The 6,064-nt window shown below is 35.6% G+C and carries 8 protein-coding genes and 1 pseudogene; 4 read left to right on the forward strand and 5 right to left on the reverse strand.

Annotated features, from left to right (window positions below):
• Positions 1–372: 372 nt before the first annotated feature.
• The gene (locus EAL87_RS07865; protein WP_120914238.1) at positions 373–639 is read left to right on the forward strand and encodes a hypothetical protein; all 267 of its coding nucleotides are present in this window, start codon (positions 373–375) and stop codon (positions 637–639) included.
• A 505-nt stretch (positions 640–1,144) separates the two neighbouring features.
• Here EAL87_RS07865 and EAL87_RS07870 read toward each other — a convergent pair.
• The 5 genes from EAL87_RS07870 to EAL87_RS07885 all read right to left on the reverse strand — a co-directional run bounded on the left by EAL87_RS07870 (position 1,145) and on the right by EAL87_RS07885 (position 4,068).
• A complete protein-coding gene (locus tag EAL87_RS07870; protein ID WP_120914240.1) occupies positions 1,145–1,597 on the reverse strand; it encodes a hypothetical protein in 453 nt (150 codons plus the stop codon).
• A 9-nt stretch (positions 1,598–1,606) separates the two neighbouring features.
• Positions 1,607–2,683, reverse strand: a complete 1,077-nt coding sequence (locus tag EAL87_RS07875) for a hypothetical protein (RefSeq protein WP_240444252.1) — start codon at positions 2,681–2,683, stop codon at positions 1,607–1,609.
• On the reverse strand, positions 2,680–2,811 hold the full coding sequence (locus EAL87_RS08370) for a hypothetical protein (RefSeq protein WP_276205136.1): 132 nt from the start codon (positions 2,809–2,811) through the stop codon (positions 2,680–2,682). The genes EAL87_RS07875 and EAL87_RS08370 overlap by 4 nt, the downstream gene beginning before the upstream one ends.
• An 8-nt stretch (positions 2,812–2,819) precedes the next feature.
• Entirely contained in the window at positions 2,820–3,560 is a 741-nt protein-coding gene (locus EAL87_RS07880) for a TIR domain protein (RefSeq protein WP_120914242.1), read from the reverse strand.
• Positions 3,561–3,810: 250 nt separating this feature from the next.
• The gene (locus tag EAL87_RS07885) at positions 3,811–4,068 is read right to left on the reverse strand and encodes a hypothetical protein (RefSeq protein WP_120914244.1); all 258 of its coding nucleotides are present in this window, start codon (positions 4,066–4,068) and stop codon (positions 3,811–3,813) included.
• A 70-nt stretch (positions 4,069–4,138) separates the two neighbouring features.
• On the opposite strand from EAL87_RS07885, the gene sppA reads away from it, so the two are divergent.
• From sppA to EAL87_RS08300, 3 genes and pseudogenes are all read left to right on the forward strand, one after another.
• A complete protein-coding gene (gene sppA, locus EAL87_RS07890) occupies positions 4,139–5,017 on the forward strand; it encodes a signal peptide peptidase SppA (RefSeq protein ID WP_120914246.1) in 879 nt (292 codons plus the stop codon).
• A gap of 2 nt (positions 5,018–5,019) precedes the next feature.
• On the forward strand, positions 5,020–5,901 hold the full coding sequence (gene purU, locus EAL87_RS07895; RefSeq protein WP_120914248.1) for a formyltetrahydrofolate deformylase: 882 nt from the start codon (positions 5,020–5,022) through the stop codon (positions 5,899–5,901).
• Positions 5,902–5,942: 41 nt separating this feature from the next.
• Positions 5,943–6,064: pseudogene (locus tag EAL87_RS08300) on the forward strand (restriction endonuclease subunit S); the annotation flags it as partial.

The raw sequence follows: 6,064 nt of genomic DNA on the forward strand, positions 1-6,064 counted from the left end.
TTCTTTCTTTTTTACTTCTTGATTTTTTGATTTTTGCTTAATTTTTGGTTTTTTTAAATCTTATGTTTGAGTTTTTACTTCTTATTTTTTGTGTTTAATGCTTTGTTTAATGATTTTGCTTACTTGACTTCAATGTTGAGTTTAGATATAACAGTTGCCCTTGGTGTTTGGAGATTGCTCTCGTGTATTCGATCCGTTTTCTCTCCATAGGCGCTAAAAAGAATTTAATCATAGGAGTATTCTCAAATGATAAAATTACATTTTGGCATTAACGATCCAAACGGATTTGTTTCATGCGGTAGATTTGTTCAATTTACCAATAAGCAAGGTTTGGGTTGTCCGCTCTATAAACTTACAAAAAAAGGAAATTAAATGAAAAAAGACAAAAGTAATGTTGGTTATAATTATAGAAATGCAAATGATAATTATCAAGGGCTACATGGAACTGCGACTCTTTTAAAAGAAATGTCGGATTTGGGTGGACCGAACAAATTTATAGCTAAATATGGTTCACGCATTAATGGAATAGTAGAAGAACTGCTTAAGCTGGACAAACTCTACAAAAAGGTTTCTGGAGATGTCAATGAGTTTTTGCTTGACTTGGTTGATGATCATACGCCAAATAATAGGTCAAGATAACTTAAGCTCTCATCAAGGAGCTTTAAGTTACTGGGCATGCGGTGTTAAACAGGTATACAATTAGATTTCTCAAAGCTTGATTTAGAGAAACGTCTTAGTATTTTTAAATAGATATTTAATTTTTAAAATAGCAAAAACCACTCATAAATCAACCACCAATCAGATCACCAAACCAGTTCAAAAATGCCAGTGTTTAGTGAATTAGTGGGTTATAAGCCTTACTATAGCGTAAAGCATTCAAAAAAAATGAGTTTGTAAAAGGAACAAACCCTATCAATAGGATAGAAAGTTTTTGGGATTTCTCAAAAATTCGTTTGAGCGAGTTTAAAGAGACAGACAGAGAGAACTTTTACTCCATTTAAAAGAGCGTGAGTTTAGGTAAAAACTTATATCAGGTTATGGGAATGGATATGGAAAGTGGTGGGTTATTTTGCGATACTCTAAATCCTAAAACGCTTCAAAAGTTATCGTTTGATTGGAGTCAAGTTGTTTTATAGCCAGTGCTTCATTGAAACAGAATTAAAAACAAACCATAGCCCACCAAACAAAGAGCTAACACCCAATAGGGGAGAAGGCTAATTGAAGAAGGGCTAATTGAAAACATGGCGGATAAGAGTTGCGTTAATTGGCAAGTTTGATGAGTAGGAAAGACTTCAAACAGCCTTTCATCGGTTTTAAGCCTGTTTTCTATCAGCCATTGGTATTGCTCCCTGAATGACCTTTCTTGCGTGAGATAATAAGCGTCTAAAAACCAAAAACATAGAAGTAGCACCCCTAAAACGCATAACCCATAAGAATTAGAAATCGCTTCTATTTTAAGGGATAAGACACCCACAGCGAGCGCGAGTGTCCATTTCTTGCACTCTAAAGAATTTTGCGCCATTCTATTGATAACGCCTTGCAAGATTTTAAGCTCTTCTATAAGGATTTTTGCTCTGTCTATCGGGGTATTTTCCATGTTTGATATTTATCTCTTAAAGTTAAAAGTCCAAGTGCCTTTGTCGGTTTTGACTCCAACTTCTATGAGATTTTGACACTTATAATGCGCTGTGAAACTTTCTCCAAATTTTAAATACACTGATAAGGTGTTTTTCTTGCTTTCTAAATCTTTAATGATTTTTTCCATTTTGTCAATATTTTGCGTCGCTTCAGTTAGTTTGACTTGATTGGCTTTGATAGACTTTTCTTCAGAACTAATCTGCTTTTCAGTAACTTCTTTGGCATGCCTTGGGATAGCTTCTTTCAAACAAGCGAAATAAAATCTCCCTACACTAGGCCACATGGATTTTAGTTTAGCAAGGCTTTGGAGACCTTTTTTTGATACCTCATAATTCCTAAAATCATTTTCAATCAAAAAACCATCGGCCATATGGCCATTATCATCAACAAGACTATCTATTAATTTTTTGAGTTCTTTAAGGTTGATATAGGGGTAGTCTTTGGGGTTTTTAGTGTCTTCAATAGCATTTCTTATGGAGTACAGAATTTTCCATAGATCGTCATCTGGCACCTTTGATTCATATTTATAGCTATCAAGGTTATCAAGCATTCTCTTAACAGCATATATTGGGTCATCATCTTTTATGTATTGATAATGATCATCTAACGATACTGCTCCTAACAAGGCTTTAGCTAAAACAGAGTCATTAAGAGAAGTTGCACTAGAACCAACTGTTTGGTAAAGAAGCTTGAATTTTCTAGGAGCTTTATCAAAAGCTTTTGCATCACCATATGCTGGATTATTATATTCTTTAGCTTGTTTAAAGTAATCCATTTGAGCGATAGCATTATAAATACTTTCTAAGAATTTATCAAGATTGCTGAATTGTTGCACCCACTGCGTGAGCTCTTCTAAATCTTTTTGAAGTCTTGCGATTTTTGCTTGGTGGTTTTTAATCGCTTTTTCTTTTTCTGATGCAAACAGGTATGTATTGGCTGTTTCTTGTATTAACTTTACCAAGAAATTTTGATCATGCTCGCAATTCCCACGATTGAGCTTCAAGTCTTGGATTTCTATGTTATCGGTTTTAGAAATGATTTTCACGGTAGAATTGAAGCTATTTTTTTCAATCCCAACCAAACCAATGGTTTGCCACTATCACCCCCACAGCCCACTAAATACAGCACCAAACAGCTCGCGCCTAGTAATTTTTGATAAGTTTTAAAAAACATGCTTGTTCCTATGAATTGATTTGTTGTGATAGTTTGCTAAGGGTTATGGTCTCAAAACTTTTTAAAAATGGCGATATATCATGAAAGACTTGCATGCTTTCCATCATTGGAATTGGGCGACTCTCGCTAATAGCGCTAATAGAATGAGCGATTTTCAACTCTTCATAAATCCATGCGGAATAAGTGATTTTTAATAGATCTTGATTAAGAGAAACACTATTCTTGCTTTGTAAAAACACGAAATAAGGGCATTTTTTGATCATGTCTTCTAGAGATTCTCTGAGAATGAGCGTGAAAGCGTCTTCAATCTTGCTAGCATCAATATAATGTTTTTTTATTTCTTTTAGAATATCATTTTTATAATCCCAAAAGAGAGAGTCTATAAATATTAAATTAGAACGATCGGTTGGTTCTAAAAAGGACTTGATATTTTTAACGCCTAAAAAATCATTATTTTTCATATCAATATGCGAATGAGAAAGAAAAACCTTAGTTTTATTTAATCGCTCTTGTAAGGGATTAAAAAAGGCTTCTTTAATTTCATTGCGATTTAGCAAAGTGTGTTCATTATTTTTTAGACTCTTTTGAATGAGAGTTTTAATCTTACTAGCCACTTCAAGTATGTTTGAAACAGCTTGCTTGTCGTAATAAGCGTATTCAAGCTTACTTTTCCCCCCTCTGTCAAAATGAAACTTGCATAAAACTTCACGATTTTCTCTTTCATCTAAATCAACCTTAAAAGCTTTCATGATATATTTTCCTTTAATATTTTTATCAAATTCTCAAATATACATACGATTTTAAGTTTTCTTTAAAATCTTTTGATTATAGTAGACTTAGACTTAGACTTAGACTTAGACTTAGCTTAAGAGTGCTTGAATTTTGGGGTGTTGGGGGTTGTTGGAATAGCTAAAAACCACCGCTAAAAAAAAGCCTTTTTGCAAACCAAAAGGGCGTATAAAATTTACACCCTAAAAGCGCAAAAACAACAAAAACAATCTAAAAAACCTCTTCGCATGCCTTTTTGTCTTTATGGAGTAAGCATTCTTTTTGCAACTCTATAAAACGCTTTTTCCTTTCTTCTTCGGTCATATTGTTAGGCTTTTCAATGGGGCGTGAAAGAGGGTGTGAAGATTTTGAAGTGGGGGTGAATTTGGGTGCATACCCTAGTTTATTGACCAAATAAAAGCCTAAAGCAGCGATTAAAATAAAAATCCAATCTGTTTTTCTGATCTTAGGGCAAAATTTACACGCCATGATTTAATCCTTAAAACATTTGAAGTATAATACACTCTTATGGTCAAATATTAAGTTTAGGAAAAGCTGCATGTGGAGTTTCATTCAAAAAATCTTTAAGGCTTTAGTGATTATGCCTTTAGATTTTATCACGAAGTATTTCAAGTCGTTTGTGCTGTTACTCATTGTATTAGTCTTTTTTAGCGCTAAAGAAAGCGCGCCAAGCAATCCGCCTAATTTAGCTAAACTCTATTTAAATGGGGCGATTTTTAGCACCGAGGATTTTGACAAAGAAGTGGATAAAATCTTAAAAACCCCTAGCATTAAGGGCGTTTTATTGTTGATTGATTCTCCTGGTGGGGCGGTGTCAGCGAGCGTGGAATTGAGCGAAAAGATCGCTGATTTGAAGCAAAAAATGCCCGTTTTAGCGTATGCTAGGGGGGTTATGGCGAGCGGGAGTTATTATGCGGGCATGCAAGCGAGCGAAGTTTATGCCTCTAAAGCGAGTTTGATAGGATCCATTGGGGTGATTTTTTCGGGCGCGAATGTGGAAAATTTGCTCAATAAAGTCGGCGTAGCCACTCAAGGCGTGCATGCGGGCGAATATAAAGAAATAGGCACTTTCACCAGAGCATGGAAACCGAATGAAAAAGAGTTTTTGCAAAATTTAGTCAATGAGCAATACCAAATGTTTGTGAATGATGTCGCAAAAGCCAGGAAATTAGACGCTAAGGATTATAAGGATTTTGCTGAAGGGAAGGTCTTTAGCGCTCAAAACGCTCTAAAATTAAAACTCATTGATAAAATCAGCACGATTAAGCAAGCGCAAAACCGCTTAATGGAATTGAGTAAGGTTAAAAAAGCTTATTGGCTGGAAAAAAGCCCCATGGAGTGCTTCATTGAAAAAGCCACGCAATCAGCCACAAATATTATCACGCAAGCCTTTGGCTATCAATTATTAATGAGATAAAGATGTTAGAATTTATTTTAAAAATTCAAGCTAGAGACTCTAAAGGTTTGGTGAGCGCGATAAGTAGTACTATCGCTAACAAGGGCTATAACATCGTCAAAAACGATGAATTTGTTGATCCCTTAAAACAACGCTTTTTCATGCGGCTAAAAATCCAAAAAGAAATCAAGCCCTTGAATGTTGAAATAAAAGAGCAAGAAGAGCGAGTCTTAAAAACCGCTCTTTTTAAAGCCTTAGAAAACTTTAACGAGCTACTGATTGAAGTCATTTTAACGCATAAAAAAAACATTATTCTGCTCGCTACTAAAGAGAGCCATTGTTTAGGGGATTTGCTTTTAAGGGTGTATGGGGGGGAATTGAACGCTCAAATTTTAGGCGTTATTTCTAATTACGAGGTTTTACGCCCTTTAGTGGAAAAATTTGACATCCCTTATTTTTACGCGCCTTGCGATAATCAAAACTTGCATGAAAAAGAGGTTTTAGCGATCATTAAAGACCTAGAATTAAAACACAAAGTGAGCGCGGATCTGCTCGTTTTAGCCAAATACATGCGCATTTTAAGCCATGATTTTACGAAGTGCTATGAAAATCAGATTCTCAATATCCATCATAGTTTCTTGCCCGCATTCATTGGGGCTAACCCTTACCAGCAAGCGTTTGAAAGGGGCGTGAAAGTCATCGGGGCCACGGCGCATTTTGTGAATGAAAGCCTTGATGCTGGGCCGATTATTTTACAAGACACTCTGCCCATTAACCACAACTACAGCGTGGAAAAAATGCGCCTAGCGGGTAAGGATATAGAAAAACTGGTTTTGGCTAGGGCGTTAAAACTCGTTTTAGAAGATCGGGTGTTTGTGCATGAAAACAAAACGGTGGTGTTTTGAATGCTTTCATTAAGGCGTTTTAGGATTATTGGATAGAACGCATGGACGCATTAACAACGCCCTCAAATTGGCAAAGAGTGAGGCTTGGGGATATTGCCGAAATTAAAAGAGGGGCATCACCTAGACCTATTGAAAATCCTAAATGGTTTTGCACTAATTCTAA

Source organism: Helicobacter pylori (genome assembly GCF_003636935.1).
Taxonomy (GTDB): domain Bacteria; phylum Campylobacterota; class Campylobacteria; order Campylobacterales; family Helicobacteraceae; genus Helicobacter; species Helicobacter pylori_CH.